Origin of the sequence: Arthrobacter sp. D5-1 (assembly GCF_017357425.1) — a bacterium.
In the GTDB taxonomy this organism is placed as follows: Bacteria; Actinomycetota; Actinomycetes; order Actinomycetales; family Micrococcaceae; genus Arthrobacter.
This window is the reverse complement of the sequence record NZ_CP014571.1, coordinates 358846-377606: the sequence shown is the minus strand read 5'-3', so window position 1 is coordinate 377606 and position 18761 is coordinate 358846. Positions and strand designations below refer to the sequence as shown.

Sequence of the window (18761 nt, the reverse complement as noted above, 5' to 3'; positions counted from 1 at the left end):
AAATTACGGACCCAGAATGCCGGAGCGTCACCGCCATAACCATCCGTCGAAGGAGACCGTCATGCCAGAGCTGACATTGAATAACGGCGTCACCATCCCCCAGCTCGGATTTGGTGTCTTCCAAGTACCTGCCGACGAAACCCAGAAGGTCGTGGAAGATGCCCTGGACGCCGGCTACCGTCACATCGACACCGCAGCCGCCTACCGCAATGAAGCCGGCGTTGGTGCCGCTGTCGCTGCATCGGGAATCCCCCGGGAAGAACTTTTCATCACCACCAAGCTTCGCAATGGCGAGCAGGGCGAGGCTTATGACGCCTTCCAGCGAAGCCGCGATGCCCTGGGCCTGGAAGTCATCGATCTCTACTTGATCCACTGGCCAGTCCCATCGCAGGGCCTCTTCACGCAGGCGTGGAAGGACATGGAAAAGCTGTACCAAGACAAGCAGATCCGGGCCATCGGCATTTCCAACTTCCTCTCCGACCACGTGGACACACTGCTCAAGGAAGCAGAAGTGGTTCCGGCCGTGAACCAGATCGAAGTCCACCCGACGTTCCAGCAGGGCGAACTGGCCAACAAGTGCCGCGACCTGGGCATTGCCGTTGAGGCCTACAGCCCGCTGGGCCAGGGCAAGGACCTGAACGCCGAGCAGGTGGCCCTCGTCGCAGCAGCACACGGCACTACTCCTGCACAGGTAATCCTGGCCTGGCACCTGGCGCAGGGAACCATCGTCATCCCCAAGTCAGCGGACTCCACCAGAATGCGGGAGAACTTCGGAGCAGCCGACCTCTCCCTCACTGAATCCGAGCTGGCAGCCATTACGGCACTGGAGGCGGGCGCACGCATCGGCTCCGATCCCGCCGTCGCAGCTTTCACCCAGCTCTAAGCCCTGACTGTACAAAGCAAAGGACCTCACCAACCATGCAGTACACCCACCTTGGCCGCTCCGGCCTGAAAGTCTCCCGCCTCTGCCTGGGCACCATGAACTTCGGTCCCCAGACCGACGAAGCAACGGCCCACTCGATCATGGACTCCGCACTGGATTCCGGCATCAACTTCTTTGACACCGCCAACGTATACGGCGGAGCCGGGCACCGCGGCTGGACCGAGGAAATCATTGGCCGCTGGTTCGCGAAGGGCGGCGAGCGCCGCGAACGGACCGTTCTGGCCACCAAGCTGTACGGCACCATGACGGACCGGCCCAACGAGTCCAAGTTGTCGGCACTGAACATCCGGCGGGCCCTGGACGCGAGCCTAAAGCGTTTGCAGACGGACTACATCGATATCTACCAGTTCCACCACATTGACCGCGATACTCCCTGGGACGAGATCTGGCAGGCCATTGACGTCGCCGTTCAGCAGGGCAAGATCATCTACTCGGGCAGCAGCAACTTTGCGGGTTGGCACATTGCCCAGGCGCAGGAAGCGGCCAGGAGGCGGAACTACACCGGCTTGGTCAGCGAGCAGTCCATTTACAACCTCTTCCGGCGCGAGCTGGAGCTTGAGGTCATTCCGGCGGCCCAACAGTACGGCCTGGGCCTGATTCCGTGGTCGCCGCTGCAGGGCGGGCTGCTGGGTGGCGTTCTCAAGAAGGAGGAGCAGGGAGTTCGCCGCGCTGAGGGCCGGGCCTTGGAAACCCTCAAGCAGCACGAGGACCAGATCCGCCAGTACGAGGATTTCGCGGACGAGCTGGGCCACGCGCCCGGCGACGTAGCCTTGGCTTGGCTGCTTCACCAACCGGCCGTCACAGCACCGATCGTGGGTCCACGCACGCAGGAACAACTGGATGCAGCCATTCGGGCGCTGGACGTCACACTGAACGAAGACGCCCTTAAGCGGCTGGATGACATCTTCCCGGGCCATCGCCCTGCCCCCGAAGACTACGCCTGGTGAGCAGCCTCCGCGCCCACGGCTTCCCCGACGTCCTCGGAGCGGCGGCGGACACCGTTTCGCCGCGGAACATCCTGTTCATCGGCGGAACCGGCGTCATCAGCGCGGCGGCGGCTGAACGCGCCGTCGCACTGGGCCACCGGCTGACCATCCTCAACAGGGGACGGTCAGCCGGGCGACCGGTTCCCGACGGTGCGGAGGTCCTCCATGCGGACATCCGCGACCCGCTCGCTGTGCAGGAAGTACTGGGGAGAAGAGAGTTCGACGCCGTTGCGGACTTCATCTCCTTCACCCCGGACCAGGCGCTGGCCGGGATCGAATTGTTCCGTGGGCGGACGGGTCAGTACGTGTTCATCAGTTCTGCTTCGGCGTACCAAAAACCGCCAACAACACTGCCTATCCGGGAATCCACCCCGCTGAAGAACCCGTTCTGGCAGTACTCCCGGGACAAAATCGCCTGTGAGGAACTGCTGTTCGAGGCCTACCGCGAACAGGACTTTCCGGTGACGGTGGTGCGGCCATCCCACACCTACGACCGCACCAAGATCGCCATGGTGGGCGGGTGGACCGACATTCACCGCATGCGCGCGGGGATGCCCATCCTGGTTCACGGAGATGGAACCTCGCTCTGGACTTTGACCCACAGCAGGGATTTCGCCAAGGCCTTCGTCGGGCTGCTGGGCAGGCCGCAGGCCATTGGCGAGAGCTACACCATTACCTCGGACGAGTTCCTGCCGTGGAACCAGGTCTATCGTCTTTTCGCAAGGGCAGCCGGCGTCGCGGAACCCGAACTATTCCACGTTTCCTCAGAAACCATCGCCGCCCACAGCCCGGAGCTGGGCCCCAACTTGCTGGGCGACCGCTCGCACTCGGTGGTCTTCGATAATTCGAAGATCAAGGCGCTGGTTCCTGATTACCGGGCCACTATTCCGTTCGCGGACGGCGCCCGGGAGATCGTGGAGTGGCACGATGCCCACCCGGAGCTGCAGGTTGTGAAGGAAGATTTCATGGAGTTGAGCGACCGGCTCCATGACTGGTCACGACGATCACTGTTGCCAAGCAGCCAGCGGCCAGCGTAGAAACAGAGAAACCCAGAGGAGACCCAGCCCATGGCACTTGCCCCACTGATCGAACTGAACGACGGTTTCAAGATCCCGCAGCTGGGACTCGGGACGTGGCCTTTGAATGATGCCCAGGTTGCCGACGCCGTAGTGGAGGCGGTGTCACATGGCTACCGGCATGTGGACACGGCAAAGAAGTACGGGAACGAGACGGGTGTGGGCAAGGGCATTCGCGCCTGCGGAGTGGGTCGTGAAGAACTGTTCATCACCACCAAGCTGGATGGCGAATTCCAAGGCTCCGGCAAGGCCCTCGACGGGCTTGAGGGATCGTTGGATCGCCTCGGCCTCGAGTATGTCGACCTGCTCCTGATCCACTGGCCGCTCCCCCGTCGTGGAGAGTTCGTCTCCACGTGGAAGACCTTCGAGGAACTGCAGGCCTCCGGCAAGGTCCGTTCCATCGGCGTCTCCAACTTCAAGCCAGCGCACCTTGACCAGTTATTCCGGGAAACGGAGGTGGTACCGGCGGTCAACCAGATCCAGGTCAGCCCTTCCATTCCCCGTCCGGCCGCCCGGGCCTACAACGATCGGCATGGCATCATCACCGAGTCCTACAGCCCGTTGGGTGCCAGCAGCGACCTGCTCAACGCCCCGGTGCTGGCCGCCATTGGTGGAAAGTACGCGAAGACTCCGGGCCAGGTGGTGCTGCGCTGGCATGTCCAGCAAGGGCTGGTTGCCATTCCCAAGACCGCCAATCCGGAACGCATGCAGGAGAACCTGGACGTGTTCGATTTCGAACTGGACCAGGAGGACCTTTCCAAACTGCAAACCCTCGACGCCGGACCTGACGCAGGCGTCGACTCGGACGTACAGGGGCACTAAGAATGGAACCGAAAAGCACTGAAACGCTGATCTGGGTAGGGTCCTACACGGCAGACCGGAGCGGCAACGGCAAGGGCATCTCCGTGCTCTCGGCAGACGACCACGGGCACCTAACGTTCACTGGCCTGGCGGTCGCCGCCAATTCGCCGTCGTTCCTTGCGCTGCACCCCACGCTTCCGCTGGTTTACGCAGTCGCCGAGGAAGGTAGAACGGTCCGGGCCTACCGCCGGACGGGCGCGGCAGAGCTGGAAGCTTTCGGTGAGCCGTGGCCGGCCGGAGACGCCACCTGCCACGTTGCGGTGGATCCCCACGGCCGTTTCATAGTGGCCACCTGTTGGGGCGATGGCCAGGTCATCCTTTACGAACTGGACCACGACGGCGCCATCACCTCGCGCACCAGCGCGGCAGCCGCCGTCGATCCACACTTCGCGGCAGCCAGTGCCGGCGGACGTCCCAGTCGCGCGCATTCGAGCCTGATGCTCCCCGACGGCCGGGTGATGACCACCGATCTTGGGCATGACCTGGTCCGCGTGTGGACGTACGCTCCTGGCGAAGGCCTGCAGCCCGATCACGAGGTGGTGCTGCCCAAGGGCTCGGGGCCGCGGCATATGGCACGGCATCACAGTGGATCCGTGTTCGTGGACACCGAGTATTCGGTGGAGGTGGCCATTGTCAGGATGGAACCGGACGGCACGTACGAGCTCACCGGAGTTGTTCCGGCCAGCATCAACAAGCCATTCGACGGCGACTCCGGGGCAGAGATCGCGCTGTCACCGGATGGCCGGTTCGCGTATGTGGGTGTTCGGGGATCCAACCGTATCTGCGTCCTGAAGGTAACCCACGACGGCAAAGAACTTGAGCCCCTCGCCGACGTTCCCTGTGGCGGCGACTGGCCCCGCCATCATTTGGTCCGCGAAGGCTGGCTGTACGTCGCCAACGAAGGCTCGGATGACGTCGTGAGTTTCAGGCTGGACCCAGCCACCGGTTTGCCGGACGGCCCCGTCAGCCGCGTGGAGACCGGCTCACCCAGCATGCTGATATCCGCCGTCTAACTACCGCCGAGGTGGCACCCAATACGTATGATCCGCTCAGACATTGGTATTAAATGCCACCTCGGCGAGTCTTTCTAGACGGACCAGACCTGGACGTCGTCCGTGCCGCAGAGCAGCTTGCGGCCCGTCGGCTCAAGTACCACCCAGAGCAGTTCCTGGTGCTTGGAGACATCGTCAACGCGGCCCGTACCGGCGCCCCATGCGACGTCGTAAATCCACACAGGATCGCCGGAACTAAGCTCGGACCACTCCGCGGCAGGAACGTGCCGGTAGCCTGCGGGCCGGTTCAGGATGGAGCTGGTCACGCTGACACTTCAGCAGCAGTGCGGCGCCGCCAGACAGTCGCCACTCCGTTGTGGGCAGGAAGCACGTGGCCCTCGGGGAACACCTGGACGGCGTCCGGATCGGAGTCCGGGCTCCACAGGCCCGACGCCGGGCAATGGGAACCGGTAGGCATGGTGCGGGTGGCTCGTTCGCGCAGGAGGGCGATGCTCTTCATCGTTGAAACTCATCCTTGGGGATAGATCGGGGCACTGCGTAGTGTGAAGCAGATCTCTTCAACCCTATGCAAGTCACACGTGCTCCGTTATGGCCAAATGCATAGCATTCCAGCCCACGCTGATGCAGGTGCACAGTGCCGATTCTGCGAAGATCAAGCTATACCGGCTGCAAACGCTTCCATAAATTGGCGCAACCCACTTTTCTTCACATCCCGTAACTCTGAAATTCTCTGGATTAAGGGTAAGCAAGCGCTTACAGTTGTGACGTGTCCCACAGCACTGTCGCTTAGCGGAAGGTTCCATCACTTGTTAGCTCGCAGCCATAGACCCGACCTCCCCCAACAACGCCGCCCCTTGGGCCGCCTCGCCGCCGTCGTCCTGACGACGGCGGCCCTCACTGCCACAGCTGTCCTCCCCGCGGGCGCCGCTCCGGTCACTAAGACACCGGATCCCTCAGCCCAGCACTCCATCCGGGGAGGAGTCAGCGATCAGAATTTCTACTTCGTCATGGCGGACCGCTTCAACAACGGCACCAAGGCCAACGACGACGGCGGGCTCGGTGCCGATCCGATGGCGTCCGGCTATGACCCCACCCGCAAGGGGTTCTTCAACGGCGGGGACTTGAAGGGTCTCCAAGACCAGCTGGACTACATCCAAGGGTTGGGAACCAACGCCCTCTGGCTCACGCCGAGCTTTAAGAACAAAGCAGTCCAGGGTGACGGAACCCTGGCGAACAGTTCCGCCGGATACCACGGTTACTGGGTCACGGACTTCACGCAGATCGACCCCCACTTAGGCACCAATGCCGAGTTGAAGACCCTCATCGATGCCGCCCACGCGCGGGGCATGAAGGTGTACTTCGACATCATTACCAACCACACGGCGGATGTCATCCAGTACCAGGAGACGCAGTCCGCGCCCTATATCTCCAAGGAAACCGAGCCCTACCGGACAGCTGCGGGCGAGGTTTTCGACGACCGCGATTACGCCGGAACGCAGGACTTCCCGGCCTTGGACCCGGCGACGTCGTTCCCGTACACGCCCGTGGTGCCGGCCGCCGAGAAGGACGTCAAGGTTCCGTCCTGGCTGAACGACCCCACGCTCTATCACAACCGCGGCAACACCAACTTTGCCGGTGAGGACTCCCTGTACGGCGACTTCTTCGGACTGGATGACCTCTTCACCGAAAACCCCACGGTGGTCAACGGGATGATGGACGTTTACAAAACCTGGATCCGCGACTTCGGCATCGACGGATTCCGCATCGACACCATGAAACACGTCAACGACGAATTCTGGCAGCAGTTCGGACCCCGAGTTCTGAGCTATGCCAAGGAACAGGGCAAGGACGAGTTCTTCATGTTCGGGGAGGTCTTCGACACCTCAAAGAGCATCACCTCCACGTTCACCACCAGGAACAAGATGCAGGCTGTGCTGGACTTCGGCTTCCAGGGCGCGGCCCGCAGCTTCGCATCCCAGGGCAGCAAGGCCACCGGACTGGCCGACTTCTTCAACGGGGACGACTGGTACACGGACGCCGACTCCAACGTCTACCAACTGCCCACCTTCCTGGGAAATCACGACATGGGCCGCATCGGCACCTTCATCGCCCAGGACAACGCAGGAGCGTCCGACGCCGAACTGCTGGAACGCGACGAGCTCGCCCATGAGCTGATGTACTTCTCGCGCGGCAACCCAGTGATCTACTACGGAGACGAACAAGGCTTCACGGGGGCAGGCGGGGATCAGGATTCACGGCAGACACTGTTCGCGAGCAAGGTCCAGGAGTACCTGGATGACGACCTCTTGGGCACCAACTCCACCCACGCCACGGACAACTTTGACACCGGCCACCCGCTGTACCGGAAGATCAGCGAACTCGCCGGGCTCACCGCTGAGCACCCCACGCTCCGCACCGGGGCCCAGCAAAACCGTTACGCCGCCGATGGTGCCGGGATCTACGCCTTCTCACGTATCGACGCCAAGGACCAGCGCGAATACGTCGTGGCAGTGAACAACAGTGAGACTGCCCAAACAGCCGCAATTCCCACGTATGAAGCCAAGCAACCGTTCAAGCTGGTCTACGGTGACGCCGAAGCGGACGTGAAAACCGATCCGCAGGCAAAGCTGAACGTCACCGTGCCGCCGCTTTCCGCCGTGGTGTACGAAGCAGCGGGGCGACTCGCGAAGTCCAAGGCGGCTCCCGGCGTCGTGCTTAAGAAGCCAGTCACCGCGGCCGGTGACGCGTCCCGTGTGAAGGTAACGGCCGACGTCGACGGCAGCTCATTCTATGAGGTCACCTTCCAGTCGCGTACGGCTGGCGGCGAGTGGCAAGCGATCGGCACCGACGACAACGCGCCGTACCAGGTGTTCCATGACGTGTCCTCGCTGGAGGCGGGAACGTCGGTGGAGTACCGCGCGGTGGTGCTGGACAACCGGGGGCAGACATCGGCCAGTGAGCCGCGCAGCGGTGTGGTGGGTGAACCGACCCAGCCCGAGTCCGTTACCGTGGCCGGCAGCCTCAACACCGAACTGGGCTGCGCCGAGGACTGGCAGCCGTCCTGTGAACAGGCACTGATGACCTATGAGCCGACCCATCGGCTGTGGCAACTCAACGTCCCCAACCTCCCGGCCGGAAGCTATGAATTCAAGGCCGCGCTCAATGGCACCTGGGACGAAAACTACGGTGCCGGCGGAGAGTTGGACGGCGCCAACGTGGTCTTCCAGCATTCAGGCGGAGCCGTCACTTTTCTGTACGACCACGCAACCAACGTGATCAGCGCAGCGGTTGCCGGCCAGCAACCCGCCGCCGTGTCGGTGCCGGGAAGCCTGAATTCCGAGCTCGGTTGCGCCGGCGATTGGATGCCGGATTGCGCCCAGGCCCAGCTGTCCCTGGACACCGTTGATGGGCTCTGGAAGCTCTCCGTGCCCAACCTCGCCGCCGGGAGCTACGAGTTCAAGGCCGCCATCAACAACTCCTGGGCTGAGAATTATGGCCTCGGCGGAGCCCCCAACGGCAGCAACATCGCGGTGAAACACGACGGCGGACCGGTCACCTTCCGGTACGACCCCGCCAGCCACCTGGTCACCACCCGCTAGCCCAACTAGGTAACAGCAAACGTCGCTCTGGACTGTCAGAGCGACGTTTGCTGTTACTCAGATGGGTTACTTGTAGCTCAGGCTGAGGAGCATGGACTTCAGCTGGGCGTACTGCGTGGTGGCCATATAGGCCTTGGCAGCTTCAGGGGTTGCGAAGGTTGGCTGCTTGTCGAAGTCGAACAGCACGTAGGCGTTCATGAATCCGTTGGGCATCCTGATCAGGTTGGTTCCCGAGTCCGTCTCCCCGGCCTGGAGCTCCGAGGCCAGGCGAACGTCCATGAAATAGTTCATATCCCCCAGGACTTTGGCGCTGCCCTCCGGCGCTCCGTACGGAACGTACCTGGACTGGTTGGCCGCGAAACCAAACTCCACAGGATTGCCGGCAATATCCCTAAGCCCTGGGACGGCAGCCCGGTCATAGACAGTCCGGGTTACCTCGCCCGCAGTGCCGTCTCCGTAGAACCCGCTGGCCACCATTGCTACCTTGGTGCCTGCACTGTCCAGGATGGTGGCCCCTTGGGATGCAGCCTTCGTTTCCTCGGAAAGATACGGCCCCTGCTCTGTATATGCGCTCCAACCAACCGGAAGCGTGAAGGAGAGGTGCCCGTCGGGGAAGGTAAAGGTCTGCGAAAGGGAAGCGTGCGGCAATGTCGTGGTGGAAACGGGGGTAGGTGCCACCACGGGAACGGTTGGAGCCGGCGGAGAAGCGGGCGGGGTGGTTACCGGTGCAGCCGCCGTGGGCGTCGCCGAGGGCGTGGCCGTGGGTGTCGGTGTTGCTGACGCCGATGCGCTCGGTGACGGGCTCGCTTCTGTCGTCGTGACCGTGACGGCAGGCGCCGGCGCGGTGTTCACGGAGCCTAGGTTCGCGGCTACCAGCACTCCCGCCGTGACGGCCGCAGCTGCGAGCAACAGCCCGCCCGCAATTTGTGCCTTACGTCGCCTGCGCCGTTCCAGGGACGCCACAGCCGCAACCGGGTGGCCGTCGCTGAACACCGTAGAGCCCGAGAGTATCCTGTGCAGCGCTTCTTCTCCGTTGGGCTCCGCAACTGGATCGACAGTGAGCGGGTCAATCGCTGAAATCTGGTTCTTGATCGGATCCATTGTCTTCAGACCCCCATCTTGTGTGTGGTGGTTTCGGCCCCTGCAGGCATCTGTTTCCGGAACGCCGTTCGGGCCCGGTGGAGACGGACTTTGGCCGCAGATTCACTGCACTGCAGCACCCCTGCTATTTCTGCGGCGCTCAAGCCGTCCCAGTAGGCCAGCTGCAGGATGTCCCGGTCCTGTTCACGCAGCCGCATCATGGCATCCTGTACCGCGACGTTTTCGGACTCATCGCCATACCGCTCCACCGCCGTCGTCCGCAGCTTTTCCTGGAGTGCCAGCCGCCGGTCACGGCTCCTGTACGCGTTCCCCACCAGGTTCCGCGCAACCGTCAATAGATACGGGAGCTCGGGGCGTGAGTCGTCGGTCCACTTTTGCCAGACGACGCGGAACACGTCTGCTGCGATCTCTTCCGCGGCCTCGGCGGATTCAACACGTCGGCAGACGAATTTGAAGACGAATGGGTAGCTGTCTTTGTGAATGGCGATGAACGCCAATTCGCGCTCGGAAAGCACGATTGTTTCCCCCTGATATAGAGCCCTGAACTGCAGGATACTTGTATAGTTTCCGGCCGGGCAGCCACGGTTACAGGCGCTGGCAAATTTCTTCAGCCACCCGCGATAGATTCGACTCACAGACCCCCAACGAGAGCGTGGAACAACCATGGTGGACACAGGACCCTCCGCAGACTGGGCCCGCAAGCAGGTAGACCTTGGCCGAGTGCCGGTTGCTGTGCTGGGGATCGCATCCAGCCACGGCATCGAGGACGTTGTGGCGTTCGGTGCCGATGGCGGCAGGCAGGCCGCGGCCGACGACCACTTTGCACTGTTCTCTGTTTCCAAACCCATCAGCGCCTTGACCGTGATGCGCCAGGTGGAGCAGGGCAAGTTGTCGCTGGGCTCCACCCTTGACGCGGCCGTGCCCGAATCGGTGCCCGGCGCACGGACAAGGTGACCTTGGAGCAGCTGCTGAGTCACCGTTCCGGTATTGCGGACCCGGCGCTCGACGGCGGCACTCCCCTTCGTGAGGACCTCACCTCCGCGGAGCAGGCCTTCTATGCGGGTTCACTGGTCCAGTACTGCAACATCGCTTTCGAAGGGGCCGCCGCGATGGCAGAGTGGGCTGACGGGCGCCCGTTCGAGGAACAGCTCCTGACCCTGGCAGCGGACACAGGAGCTCAAGGCCTCACCTTCGACACCACCTGCAATCCGCACACGGTCCACGGCACCGAGGGACCAGGTCTTGACGTGGAGGGAATGTATCGGAAAAAGCATCCCGGCGCCGGACTGTTCGGCACAGCCACGGACCTGCTCAACCTGGGCTCGGAATTGCTGAGGGATTCCGGTACGGCTGTGCAACCGGCAACCCTTGCTGCCATGCGTCGACCCCGCACCACCGAGGTTTCCCACATCACCACCCGGCCAAAGCCCCTGCGCCATACCGGACTTGGGTTCCAGCTGCCCGCCAACCAGTCTGAGCTGCTGGCGCAGGGAATCTATGGCCACCCTGGCTGGGCGGGGACAGAATGGTGGATGCTCCCCGAACAGGACCGCTGCGTAGTGTTCCTGACCAACGTCCTGGACACTCCGGACCTCGGCGTGGACACTACCGAGCTGTTCAACGCGGTGGCAGCTTCCTGACCCAAGTAGGTCGCGCAGTTGAGGACACGGCCCACACCAGCACGAACAGGCCCACCAGGATCAGGCCTGCGTCGCCAAGGTCTACCTCACCAAGCCAGGTTGTCAACGGGTCCTCCAACCCGAAGGCGGCGTTGATGAATCCGCCGAGCGTGATCACGGCGATGAACAATGCCGAGACGGCCGAGATGCCAGTGATCACGGCGTTGAAGCCGAGCTTGCGCTGCGGGTTGTGGATGGCCGACTTGTACATCTTCATCATGGCCACGCCATTGACTGAATCGCACAGGGTCATAGCGGCGGTGAACGCGAGCGGGAGCGCCATTAAGGCGAGCGGCGAGACCCCGGCGAGCGACGCCGTCGTGGTGATCACCAGCAGCCCGATGGTGGTGGCGGTGTCGAACCCGAGCCCGAACAGGAAACCGATGACATAGATGTTCCGTGGCCGCTCCACCTTGGACAGGGGCTTGGCGAGGAGGCGGGCCACAAAACCCTTGGCCTCAAGGTCGTCGGGCCGCACCTCGCCGCCGGCCTGAACGTTCCGGTAAACCTGCGTTGCGCGGACGAATGCGGAACCGTTGAACAGGCCCATCGCCAACAGGAACAGCCCGGAAACGCCGCTGCCGATCAGGCCCAGCACTTTGTTACCCGTAGTGCCGTCCTGCATGAACTGCCCGATGAGTGTCGCACCGGCCACCACCAGCAAGCCCGCCAGGATCACCACGGAGCTGTGGCCCAGGCTGAACGCAAACCCCACGCTCACTGGATCCTTGTGCTGCGCCACGAATTTGCGCGTGGAGTTGTCGATCGCGGCGATGTGGTCCCAGTCGTAGCTGTGCTTGATGCCGGCCACATACGCGGTGACCACCAGTCCCAGCGCCAGCGGCTGCGCACCTCCTGCCGTACCCGCTAGCAACAGCACGACGGCGGCAACGTGCAACGCGGCGACGGCACCAAACGTGAACAGCAGCCTGGTCCGCAGGGACAACGTCTCCCGCTCCCGGTACATGGTGGCGAACTCGGTCAGCGCAGTCATTAATACTTCCTCAGGTTCAAGGGTCCCTGCCCGTACCAACGTTCCCGCAGGACGCCGGAGCAAACACCCAGCAATGTGTTGAGTTCCTCAGTGCTGTTGGACAACGATCGCAGCACAAGCCCAGTAGTCCCGGCAATAGTCGCCGTCAAGGAAACGCCCGTGTACGCCTCAAAATCACGGGATAGGCGGTCCAGGTCATCAGCAAGCACCTGATCAACCCGCGGGTCCACCACCACCAACGATCCCAGATGGCTGAAGCCCTCCATGAACCCCATCCCCGTCACGTCCCCCAACGGTGGCCTGATCAGCAGGTTATCGAGGGCCAACAGCTTCGACCCCTTTCCGTCTTCGATCCAGATCTCATTCCGCAGTCGGACCTCTTCGTATCTGAAGGATTCGCCGTCGGGCGACCACCCCGGCGTGATGACCTCTGCCATGACAAGGCTCGACGTCGGGTGGAGACTGAGGTGCGAATTCTGCCGATAGCTTGCCTCCCGGTAAGCAATCAACTGATCGGGCATCAGCTCCAACCGCGAGCTTTCCCCCAGCCGGACAGTCATCCGTTGCTCAGCAAACGACCCCGGAGTGCGATAGATCTTCGTGGCAGACTGTGTGGTCAGCAATAGCTCCGCCCCCGCATCAACCTCCACTTCAACAACAAACAGATCGGCCCCCAGGTACGCCCCGCCAGGATTGACCATGACATAACAAACCTGCCCGGACCTATCGAGATAATGCGGCCTAAGCACCCTCAAAGCGCCCTCATGAAACTGCCGCGAAGCAACAGACCGCCCACCCCGCACACTGATGCCCAACTCCAACCGCCCCCGCACCGGGCGCTCCGGGAAAGCCAACCCAGCGTGCGGCCCCAGCTTTCCCGTAGGGCTCGGTGCGGCCTGCAACGTCCGCTGCTCGCTGCCGCGACGTGAGCCGACCGCTGCGGCGGCGGAGCCGGATTTTTGGGCCGCGGCGTGGTGGGCATCGTGGGGGGCCCACTGCCGCGAGGGACCCGACTCGAGCTTGCGAGAGTTGGGAGCGGCTGGGGACGGGCGCGGCCCAAAATCCGGCGTAGCCGCCGCAGCCCCGCCGATCACGATGCCAGATCAAGCATCAGGACGTCGCGGCGAATCCAGTTGAGGACCTCCTCCAGCCCTTCATCGGTCTTGAGATTGGTGAAGCAGAACGGCTTGTTGCCCCGGAATTCCTTGGAATCCCTCTCCATGATGGCCAGGTCGGCTCCGACATGGGGTGCCAGGTCCGTTTTGTTGATGATGAAGAGGTCGGACTTGATCATGCCTTGCCCGGCTTTGCGGGGGATTTTTTCGCCTTGGGCGACGTCGATGATGTAGATGGAGAAGTCGACGAGTTCGGGGCTGAAGGTGGCAGAGAGGTTGTCGCCGCCGGATTCGACAAAGATGACCTGCAGGTCGGGGTGCCGGGCCTTAAGTTCTTCGATGGCTGCGGTGTTCATTGAGGTGTCTTCACGGATGGCAGTGTGGGGGCAGCCGCCGGTTTCGACGCCGATGATGCGGTCCTCGGGAAGGATGCCGTTGGCGGCGAGGATTTTGGCGTCTTCGATGGTGTAGATGTCGTTGGTGATGGCAGCCATGGAGATGTCGCCGCTCATGTGCCGGGTGATGCGTTCCACGAGCTGGGTTTTGCCTGCTCCGACGGGTCCGCCGACACCGATTTTGATGGGTTCTGTCATGTTTTTTCTGTCCTTTGCAATAGCTAGCTCATGAACATGCGGGCGCGTTGCCGTTCGTGCCGCATTTGTGAAATTTCAAGTCCGGGGCTGACGGCCCCAAAGTCGTCCCAGCACAGCTGTGCTACATCCTTGACGGCGGCAGCAACGGCGTCGTGCGCGTGGCGGAGCACCCGCTGCCCCGCGTTCTGTCCGAGCGGTATGGCGCGCACGGCATTCTGCGTCAGCGAAGTCACCGTGGCAAACAGATAGGCAGAGAGCGCCGCCTCAAAAGGAACACCCAATGACCGCGCGATGACACCAAAAGCCAAGGGCTGATGCCCCCCGGCCCCACCCCCACGAACCAACTCCCGATACGCTTCCAACTCCTCCGACGGGAACACCTCCCCACCGATCTCCAACAGCCGTCCCCCCATCTTCAAAGACGCCTCCCTCACTTCCCGAGCCAACAACTGCCCGGAAAGAACAGAATCCAACAAGCCAACATCCACCCCCTCATAAAGGAACCGCAGAGCCAACCCATCCGAATAGGTCAGTTGCTGCCCCACAAAAGCGCTCAACCAACACCCAAAAGACCCCTCATCGCCCACGAGCCCACGGTGTATGTAGCTCTCAAACCCCAAAGAATGAGCAAACGCCCCCGTAGGCAAAGCGGAGTCAGTTAACTGTTGAAGAGCCAGCTGATAGATAGCACTCACAGCCCGTCGCCCGAGGTGTGGACGGCGCGCTTGAGCGGAGCTGGGAAGGGGGCCGCGGCGTGGCGGGCATCGCGAAGCGGGCACGGCCCCCTTCCCAGCGGAGCGCAAGCGTGCGCACCCAACCTGACCCGGCGCACAGCTTTAGTGCGAGTGCTCAGCATGGCGGAACGGCACCGGCATGACCCGCTCTTGCCTGTCGTAGGGGACGCCGACGCTCTTCAGAAAGTCTTCGACCGTGTGGTCATACTGACAAACCATGACCTCGGCCCCGTACTCAGACGCAGAGTCGAAGAATTGTGCCTGCAGATGCCGGTTGCCGAGCGAGTGCGCCACCACCCCCATTTCGTGGATGCTTCGGGGCCCGATCACCAGGACGTCGGTGGGCAGTACGGAGATGACGATGAGGTTGGCGTCGCTGATGGCGAGGATGTCGCCGTCGCGGAGGTCGCCGGTTCCGGTGGGGAGGCGGATGCCGAGTTCTTTGCCGTGGTCGGTGGTGACGCGTTGGATGCGTTTAACCAGCAGTGCGCTGGGGAGGACTACCTTTTCTTTGTGATGCCCGGCGTAGGCGTTGGGCTGTTCGTGGAGGTTGCCCAGGATTTTTTCGATGATCATGTGGTTTCCTAAACGGCTTAGAAGAGGAAGTAGCGCTGCGCCATGGGCAGCACGTCGGAGGGCTGGGAGGTGACTTCGACGCCGTCGACGCTCACTTTGTAGGTTTCGGGGTCGACGGCGATGTCCGGGGTTTCGCCGTTGTATTTGAGATCCGCTTTGGTGAGGTTGCGGATGCCGGTGACGGGTTTGATGATGCGTTCAAGGCCGAGTTCGGCGGGGACCCCGGCGTCGATCGCTGCTTTGGACAGGAAGGTGATGGACGTCTGCTGCAATGCCTTGCCGTACGTTGCGAACATGGGCCGCATGGTGCGGGGTTGGGGCGTGGGGATGGAGGCGTTGGCGTCGCCCATGAGTGCGTAGGCGATCTGGCCCCCTTTGATGACGAGCTCGGGTTTCACGCCAAAGAAGGCGGGGTCCCAGAGGACGAGGTCCGCGAATTTGCCTTCTTCCACGGAGCCGATCACATCTGCCATTCCCTGCGCGATGGCCGCGTTGATGGTGTATTTGGCGACGTAGCGCTTGAGTCGGAAATTGTCCGCGTCGGCAGAACCGTGAGCTGTCCCGGACGGGTCCTTCAGCACGCCGCGCTGCCGTTTCATGGCGTCCGCTACCTGCCACGTCCGAGTGACCACTTCGCCAACGCGTCCCATCGCCTGGGAGTCCGACGACGTGATCGCGAAGATGCCGAGGTCGTGCAGGACATCCTCAGCGGCGATGGTTTCGGCCCGGATACGGGAGTCTGCAAAGGCCACGTCTTCCGGGATGTCCGGGTTGAGGTGGTGGCAGACCATGAGCATGTCCAGGTGCTCTTCGATGGTGTTTCGCGTGTACGGCAGCGTGGGGTTGGTGGAGGCCGGGAGCACGTTGGGAAGTCCGGCGATCTTAATGATGTCCGGGGCGTGCCCACCGCCGGCTCCTTCGGTGTGGAAGGTGTGGATCACGCGGCCGTCGATTGCCCGGATGGTGTCTTCCACGAAGCCGCACTCGTTGAGGGTGTCGGTGTGGATGGCCACTTGGACGTCGTATTCGTCGGCAACGCGCAGGGACATGTCGATGGACGAGGTGGTTGAGCCCCAGTCCTCGTGCACTTTAAGCCCGACCGCACCGGCGCGGATCTGCTCAGCGAGTGGCTCGACGGCGGATGCGTGGCCCTTCCCGAACAGGCCGATGTTAACGGGGAGTCCCTCGGCGGCCTGCAGCATTCGCGAGATGTGCCAGGCGCCGGGCGTGATGGTGGTGGCTTTGGTGCCTTCAGCCGGTCCTGTGCCGCCGCCCACCATGGTGGTGATGCCGTTGCACAGGGCTGCCGGAACCTGTTCGGGGGAGATGAAGTGGATGTGGGTGTCGATGCCGCCGGCGGTGAGGATCTTCCGCTCGCCGGCGATGATCTCCGTGCTGGCCCCGATCACGATGTCCACGCCGTCGGCAATCTGCGGGTTGCCGGCTTTGCCGATTTTGAAGATGTGCCCGTCCTTGAGGGCAACGTCCGCCTTGTAGATACCGGTGTAGTCCAGCACGATCACATTGGTGATCACTGTGTCAGGGATGTCCTCCGAGCGGGTCAACTGGCCGTTCTGGCCCATGCCGTCGCGGATCACTTTTCCGCCGCCGAACACTACTTCCTCGCCGTAAACCGTGTAGTCCTTCTCGATCTCCAGGAACAGTTCGGTGTCGGCCAGGCGGATGGCGTCGCCCGTCGTCGGGCCGTACAGCTCGGAGTATTGCTTGCGGGAAATCTCGAAGCTCACTTGGCGACTCCTTCTGGATCCGACGCACTCAAGCGGGGGCCGCCGTCGAGCGTTCCGTTCACAGCGTTACTGAGCCCATAAACCTCACGCGCCCCGGCAATCTCGATCAACTGGATGGTTTTCCGATCACCGGGTTCGAAGCGGGCAGCCGTTCCGGCCGGGATATCCAGGCGGCGGCCGTAGGCAACGTCGCGGTCGAACTCCAGGGCGCCGTTCGCCTCGGCAAAGTGGTAGTGCGAACCGATCTGGACGGGGCGGTCGCCGCGGTTCACCACCTCGACAGCGATTGCCTCACGGCCACTGTTGCACGCGATGGAACCGGGCTGGAGTCTGTATTCACCGGGAATCATGGGGGGCTCCTAGCGGATGGGGTGGTGGACTGTGACGAGCTTGGTGCCGTCAGGGAAGGTGGCTTCGATCTGGACGTCGTGGATCATCTCCGGCACGCCTTCCAACACATCTTCGCGGCGGAGCAGGGTGGTTCCATAGCTCATGAGATCAGCAACGGTCCTGCCGTCACGGGCACCTTCGATGAGTTCGTAGCTGATGATTGCCACAGCCTCGGGGTAGTTCAATTTCAGCCCCCGCGCTTGGCGGCGGCGCGCCAGGTCGGCAGCCACCACGATCATGAGTTTCTCCTGCTCGCGGGGCAAAAGATGCATCGAATCTCCTTGTACGTGGGCACGACCGTGACAGTTGTGACCAGCGTAGGGACCGGAAGTTTCAGCTACGTTTCCAAATCGTCTCAACGGGGGGTCGAATTTTTCCCGAATTGACCTCAACTTAAGTTGAGGTCATAGCATCGTTCAGGTGCGCTTCCGCAAAGCGGCGCCAACCCCTCCCAGTCCCACGAAGGTTCATGAATGTCCCATCACACCCCCTTGCCGGCAGAGCCGGTCGGCGAGCTCTTCAAGTCCGCCTTCCGCTCTCATCCAGCAGGAGTTGCCATCATCACCGCGTCAGGACCGGAAGGAGCCGTAGGGCTCACGGCGTCCTCGGTGGCATCGGTGGCGGTGGATCCGCCGACGCTGGCATTCTCCGTCACAGGCGGCCGATCAGCTTCGCATATCGCTGCCGCGCAAACGATCGTCGTGCACCTTTTGGGCGCGGACCAAGTGGACCTCGTTCGCACTTTCGCGGACCCACTAGCCCCGCGCTTCACCAGCGACATGGACTGGGAACTGCTGCCCACAGGCGAGCCCCTGCTCAGGGAAGCTCCATGGGCGCTGCGGTGCGAAATCGTTCATCGGGCACCACTGGGTGGCTCCGTGCTGTTGGCCGCAACCGTTGTGGATATCCGATTCAGCCCCGCCGATTCGGCCCCGCTGGTCTACCACAACCGGGAGTTCCACACCCTTTTCCGCAGCGAGCAGGCGGTTGGCTGACCGCGCCCTTGGGCTGGCGGGTCACAAGGTGCCGGGAAATCTTGGCGGCGGAATCCCGCAATTCGATGGCACCCGCGGCAACTCCGACCACAAGCTCAAAGCCCTCGTCGGAGGTGAAGTCATGCCGGTATCCGTTGACCCACAGCAACAGCACCATGAGCGTCCACGCAGTCCGCAAGTTCCCGTCAATGAGTGGATGGAACCGGGCCACGGACTCCAGCAAAGCGGCTGCCTTCAGTGCCAGGTCAGGATATGCTTCTGCACCCTTGACGGTTGTAGCTGGCCTGGCCAACGCCGAAGCCAGCAAGCTGACATCCCGGATGTGGAATCCATACCGATCAACCACTTGAAGGGCATC

Annotated in this window: 22 protein-coding genes; 9 read left to right on the top strand and 13 right to left on the bottom strand. The window is 62.6% G+C overall.

The features are described from left to right. The first annotated feature begins 61 nt into the window (after nt 1–61). Genes AYX22_RS01855 through AYX22_RS01835 form a run of 5 tightly spaced genes read left to right on the top strand, consistent with a single transcriptional unit; the run spans nt 62 to nt 4879 of the window. Nucleotides 62–883, top strand: coding sequence for an aldo/keto reductase (locus AYX22_RS01855; protein WP_207595853.1), 822 nt, complete (start codon nt 62–64; stop codon nt 881–883). Between the two features lie 35 nt (nt 884–918). Beyond that, nucleotides 919–1890, top strand: coding sequence for an aldo/keto reductase (locus tag AYX22_RS01850; RefSeq protein ID WP_207595852.1), 972 nt, complete (start codon nt 919–921; stop codon nt 1888–1890). Next, a complete protein-coding gene (locus AYX22_RS01845; RefSeq protein ID WP_207595851.1) occupies nt 1887–2966 on the top strand; it encodes an NAD-dependent epimerase/dehydratase family protein in 1080 nt (359 codons plus the stop codon). Before AYX22_RS01850 ends, AYX22_RS01845 begins: the two co-directional genes overlap by 4 nt. Before the next feature lie 30 nt (nt 2967–2996). Continuing rightward, a complete protein-coding gene (locus AYX22_RS01840; RefSeq protein ID WP_207595850.1) occupies nt 2997–3827 on the top strand; it encodes an aldo/keto reductase in 831 nt (276 codons plus the stop codon). A 2-nt stretch (nt 3828–3829) separates the two neighbouring features. Further along, entirely contained in the window at nt 3830–4879 is a 1050-nt protein-coding gene (locus AYX22_RS01835; RefSeq protein ID WP_207595849.1) for a beta-propeller fold lactonase family protein, read from the top strand. Between the two features lie 74 nt (nt 4880–4953). On the opposite strand, the gene AYX22_RS01830 is transcribed toward AYX22_RS01835, so the two are convergent. Then, nucleotides 4954–5184 (bottom strand): hypothetical protein, encoded by a 231-nt coding sequence (locus tag AYX22_RS01830; RefSeq protein WP_207595848.1) that lies wholly within the window; start codon nt 5182–5184, stop codon nt 4954–4956. Beyond that, the gene (locus tag AYX22_RS01825; RefSeq protein ID WP_207595847.1) at nt 5181–5378 is read right to left on the bottom strand and encodes a hypothetical protein; all 198 of its coding nucleotides are present in this window, start codon (nt 5376–5378) and stop codon (nt 5181–5183) included. The genes AYX22_RS01830 and AYX22_RS01825 overlap by 4 nt, the downstream gene beginning before the upstream one ends. 355 nt (nt 5379–5733) lie before the next feature. On the opposite strand from AYX22_RS01825, the gene AYX22_RS01820 reads away from it, so the two are divergent. Then, a complete protein-coding gene (locus AYX22_RS01820) occupies nt 5734–8478 on the top strand; it encodes an alpha-amylase family glycosyl hydrolase (protein ID WP_242703480.1) in 2745 nt (914 codons plus the stop codon). 66 nt (nt 8479–8544) lie between these two features. Here AYX22_RS01820 and AYX22_RS01815 read toward each other — a convergent pair whose 3' ends face one another. Both AYX22_RS01815 and AYX22_RS01810 read right to left on the bottom strand, forming a co-directional pair. After that, complete coding sequence (locus tag AYX22_RS01815; RefSeq protein ID WP_207595845.1) at nt 8545–9579, bottom strand: hypothetical protein; 1035 nt, start codon at nt 9577–9579, stop codon at nt 8545–8547. 5 nt (nt 9580–9584) lie between these two features. Further along, complete coding sequence (locus tag AYX22_RS01810) at nt 9585–10094, bottom strand: sigma-70 family RNA polymerase sigma factor (protein ID WP_207595844.1); 510 nt, start codon at nt 10092–10094, stop codon at nt 9585–9587. 148 nt (nt 10095–10242) lie between these two features. Between AYX22_RS01810 and AYX22_RS24280 the strand changes: the two genes are divergently transcribed. Both AYX22_RS24280 and AYX22_RS01805 read left to right on the top strand, forming a co-directional pair. Further along, nucleotides 10243–10533, top strand: a complete 291-nt coding sequence (locus AYX22_RS24280) for a serine hydrolase (RefSeq protein WP_278251945.1) — start codon at nt 10243–10245, stop codon at nt 10531–10533. After that, a complete protein-coding gene (locus AYX22_RS01805) occupies nt 10530–11219 on the top strand; it encodes a serine hydrolase domain-containing protein (protein ID WP_278251944.1) in 690 nt (229 codons plus the stop codon). Before AYX22_RS24280 ends, AYX22_RS01805 begins: the two co-directional genes overlap by 4 nt. Here AYX22_RS01805 and AYX22_RS01800 read toward each other — a convergent pair. The 8 genes from AYX22_RS01800 to AYX22_RS01765 all read right to left on the bottom strand — a co-directional run bounded on the left by AYX22_RS01800 (nt 11197) and on the right by AYX22_RS01765 (nt 17680). After that, nucleotides 11197–12252 carry a nickel transporter gene (locus AYX22_RS01800; protein WP_207595843.1) on the bottom strand — a complete coding sequence of 352 codons (1056 nt, stop codon included), beginning with the start codon at nt 12250–12252 and terminating at the stop codon, nt 11197–11199. The two genes, AYX22_RS01805 and AYX22_RS01800, sit on opposite strands and share 23 nt — an antisense overlap. Continuing rightward, nucleotides 12252–13106 carry an urease accessory protein UreD gene (locus AYX22_RS01795; RefSeq protein ID WP_242703606.1) on the bottom strand — a complete coding sequence of 285 codons (855 nt, stop codon included), beginning with the start codon at nt 13104–13106 and terminating at the stop codon, nt 12252–12254. Before AYX22_RS01795 ends, AYX22_RS01800 begins: the two co-directional genes overlap by 1 nt. A gap of 236 nt (nt 13107–13342) precedes the next feature. Further along, the gene (gene ureG, locus AYX22_RS01790; protein ID WP_207595842.1) at nt 13343–13960 is read right to left on the bottom strand and encodes an urease accessory protein UreG; all 618 of its coding nucleotides are present in this window, start codon (nt 13958–13960) and stop codon (nt 13343–13345) included. Between the two features lie 23 nt (nt 13961–13983). Then, nucleotides 13984–14655, bottom strand: a complete 672-nt coding sequence (locus tag AYX22_RS01785) for an urease accessory protein UreF (RefSeq protein WP_207595841.1) — start codon at nt 14653–14655, stop codon at nt 13984–13986. Between the two features lie 141 nt (nt 14656–14796). Continuing rightward, nucleotides 14797–15270: an urease accessory protein UreE gene (gene ureE / locus AYX22_RS01780; RefSeq protein WP_207595840.1), complete on the bottom strand. Its 474-nt coding sequence runs from the start codon at nt 15268–15270 to the stop codon at nt 14797–14799. A 17-nt stretch (nt 15271–15287) separates the two neighbouring features. Further along, complete coding sequence (gene ureC / locus AYX22_RS01775) at nt 15288–17018, bottom strand: urease subunit alpha (RefSeq protein ID WP_207595839.1); 1731 nt, start codon at nt 17016–17018, stop codon at nt 15288–15290. Then, nucleotides 17015–17368, bottom strand: coding sequence for an urease subunit beta (locus AYX22_RS01770; RefSeq protein ID WP_207595838.1), 354 nt, complete (start codon nt 17366–17368; stop codon nt 17015–17017). Before AYX22_RS01770 ends, ureC begins: the two co-directional genes overlap by 4 nt. A 9-nt stretch (nt 17369–17377) precedes the next feature. After that, nucleotides 17378–17680, bottom strand: a complete 303-nt coding sequence (locus AYX22_RS01765; protein WP_207595837.1) for an urease subunit gamma — start codon at nt 17678–17680, stop codon at nt 17378–17380. A gap of 201 nt (nt 17681–17881) precedes the next feature. On the opposite strand from AYX22_RS01765, the gene AYX22_RS01760 reads away from it, so the two are divergent. Continuing rightward, nucleotides 17882–18403 carry a flavin reductase family protein gene (locus tag AYX22_RS01760; protein ID WP_207595836.1) on the top strand — a complete coding sequence of 174 codons (522 nt, stop codon included), beginning with the start codon at nt 17882–17884 and terminating at the stop codon, nt 18401–18403. Here the strand turns inward: AYX22_RS01760 and AYX22_RS01755 are convergent. Then, the gene (locus AYX22_RS01755; RefSeq protein ID WP_242703605.1) at nt 18321–18749 is read right to left on the bottom strand and encodes a Fic family protein; all 429 of its coding nucleotides are present in this window, start codon (nt 18747–18749) and stop codon (nt 18321–18323) included. The two genes, AYX22_RS01760 and AYX22_RS01755, sit on opposite strands and share 83 nt — an antisense overlap. Nucleotides 18750–18761: the final 12 nt, after the last annotated feature.

Bases quoted from the DNA above. Each gene is read 5' to 3' on its own strand.
- AYX22_RS01825 (WP_207595847.1), bottom strand. From the start codon at position 5,378: ATGAAGAGCATCGCCCTCCTGCGCGAACGAGCCACCCGCACCATGCCT.
- AYX22_RS01855 (WP_207595853.1), top strand. From the start codon at position 62: ATGCCAGAGCTGACATTGAATAACGGCGTCACCATCCCCCAGCTCGGA.
- AYX22_RS01815 (WP_207595845.1), bottom strand. From the start codon at position 9,579: ATGGATCCGATCAAGAACCAGATTTCAGCGATTGACCCGCTCACTGTC.
- AYX22_RS01835 (WP_207595849.1), top strand. From the start codon at position 3,830: ATGGAACCGAAAAGCACTGAAACGCTGATCTGGGTAGGGTCCTACACG.
- AYX22_RS01765 (WP_207595837.1), bottom strand. From the start codon at position 17,680: ATGCATCTTTTGCCCCGCGAGCAGGAGAAACTCATGATCGTGGTGGCT.
- AYX22_RS01770 (WP_207595838.1), bottom strand. From the start codon at position 17,368: ATGATTCCCGGTGAATACAGACTCCAGCCCGGTTCCATCGCGTGCAAC.
- AYX22_RS01840 (WP_207595850.1), top strand. From the start codon at position 2,997: ATGGCACTTGCCCCACTGATCGAACTGAACGACGGTTTCAAGATCCCG.
- AYX22_RS01800 (WP_207595843.1), bottom strand. From the start codon at position 12,252: ATGACTGCGCTGACCGAGTTCGCCACCATGTACCGGGAGCGGGAGACG.
- ureG (WP_207595842.1), bottom strand. From the start codon at position 13,960: ATGACAGAACCCATCAAAATCGGTGTCGGCGGACCCGTCGGAGCAGGC.
- AYX22_RS01760 (WP_207595836.1), top strand. From the start codon at position 17,882: ATGTCCCATCACACCCCCTTGCCGGCAGAGCCGGTCGGCGAGCTCTTC.
- ureE (WP_207595840.1), bottom strand. From the start codon at position 15,270: ATGATCATCGAAAAAATCCTGGGCAACCTCCACGAACAGCCCAACGCC.
- AYX22_RS01850 (WP_207595852.1), top strand. From the start codon at position 919: ATGCAGTACACCCACCTTGGCCGCTCCGGCCTGAAAGTCTCCCGCCTC.
- AYX22_RS24280 (WP_278251945.1), top strand. From the start codon at position 10,243: ATGGTGGACACAGGACCCTCCGCAGACTGGGCCCGCAAGCAGGTAGAC.